Raw genomic sequence first — 1,071 nt, 5'->3', positions numbered from 1 at the left:
GTTGAAATTCTGCTGACTAAACCATCTCGTGATGGTGCAGGCGCAGATCCATACCTTGTGTTAACTCTAGAGAAAACTCGTATTGCTAGCTACAACATTCATGGCTCTGATGGCCAGCTACCTGTAGAGGATTTCTCGCTTACGTACACCACGCTGACCAAGGTTTACTACCAAGAAGGCGACGGCGGTAAGATCGAGAAAGGCGATATGGTTAAGTTCGATTGTACCACAGGCAAACTTGAGTCTAAGGCGGCTTAATTTTGATTAACAGGGAGAAGTAACGTGGCTTTAAATTCACAACACAAACGTGTTAGCAAAAACCGGGTAAGTATCACTTACGACGTTGAAACCAATGGTGCGGTAGAGAACAAAGAACTGCCGTTTGTTGTAGGTGTTATTGGGGATTTTTCTGCGCATAAAGAAGATCGCGAAGATTTAGAAGAGAGAACGTTTTACCAGATCGATAAAGACAACTTCGACACGGTTCTGAAACGTGTAGGCCCAGAGCTAAAGCTGAAAGTAGATAACACGCTACAAGATGACGATAGCCAATTTGAAGCCGCTTTATCTTTCTCTTCACTGAAAGACTTCGAGCCAGATGCTCTCATCGAGCAAGTTGAACCATTGAACAAACTTGCTGAAACACGTCAACAGCTTAAAACGCTCCTTTCAAAGGCGGACCGTTCTCGTGATTTGGAGAAGCTATTGAAAGAAGTACTACAAAGTGCCGATCAGATTAACGCACTTTCTAGTGAGTTGGGCGTAGAAAGCAAAGGAGATGAGTAATGAGTTCTGTACTAGAAAGCCAAACGGGTGGAGAAGCAGAAGCGGCATCGGCGAGTCTATTAGACAGAGCAATTGCAGCAACAAACCAAACCCCGGCTGATACAACCAAAGAACTGTTCTCAGTCCTCGCAGAACAGGCTCTTAGTGGTACGGTAACCTGGGACAAAAACGTTTCTAAAACAATAGAAAACGCGATCGCCCAGATCGATCAACAGATGTCTAAGCAACTTTCACGAGTGATGCAAAACGATGAATTCCAGAGGCTTGAAGGCTCTTGGCGCGGTT

Annotated in this window: 2 protein-coding genes and 1 pseudogene; all 3 read left to right on the top strand. The window is 44.8% G+C overall.

Annotated features, from left to right (window positions below; translation table 11 throughout):
* A pseudogene (locus KIV40_RS29780) lies at positions 1–258 on the top strand (Hcp1 family type VI secretion system effector); the annotation flags it as partial.
* Between the two features lie 24 nt (positions 259–282).
* Positions 283–786, top strand: coding sequence for a type VI secretion system contractile sheath small subunit (gene tssB / locus KIV40_RS29775; protein WP_285352868.1), 504 nt, complete (start codon positions 283–285; stop codon positions 784–786).
* Positions 786–1,071: type VI secretion system contractile sheath domain-containing protein (locus KIV40_RS29770; RefSeq protein ID WP_285352867.1), on the top strand; the 286-nt coding region annotated here is incomplete at its 3' end. The genes tssB and KIV40_RS29770, both read left to right, overlap by 1 nt.

The sequence above is a fragment of the Vibrio sp. D173a genome (genome assembly GCF_030248475.1).
The sequence above is the reverse complement of the archived record's forward strand: the minus strand, read 5'-3'. Positions and strand labels throughout refer to the sequence as shown.